This is a genomic window from Hydrogenovibrio sp. 3SP14C1 (assembly GCF_029625905.1).
In the GTDB taxonomy this organism is placed as follows: domain Bacteria; phylum Pseudomonadota; class Gammaproteobacteria; order Thiomicrospirales; family Thiomicrospiraceae; genus Hydrogenovibrio.
In genome coordinates this window covers 1-259 of the sequence record NZ_JARTLM010000190.1, presented here as the reverse complement: position 1 = coordinate 259, position 259 = coordinate 1, and the positions used below count along the sequence as shown (strand labels likewise).

Genomic DNA, 259 nt, shown 5'->3' with positions numbered 1-259 from the left:
AGACCAGATCCTGCGCGCCTCCTGAGCGTAAGTTACGGATTTCACTACGCTGAGCGGGAGAGAATGAGGCTGCCGCTTCAAAGGGAATGATATTGACCACGATGTTGAACAACGGCGAGCGGCTGGCGACGCTCCTCAGACTTTTTATCTCTTCGTAACGAAACGCTTGATGTTTCTTGAGTTGCTTGAGCGCGTGTTCAATGGTTTGCGCCAACTGTCGGCATGAGGCGGTGTCTTCAATATCGAGAGTCAAAGGAAC

Annotated in this window: 1 protein-coding gene; it reads right to left on the bottom strand. The window is 51.7% G+C overall.

Annotated elements, in window-relative coordinates:
* Positions 1 to 259, bottom strand: a 259-nt coding sequence (locus P8629_RS12195; protein WP_278166374.1) for a hypothetical protein, incomplete at both ends; no start/stop codon positions are given.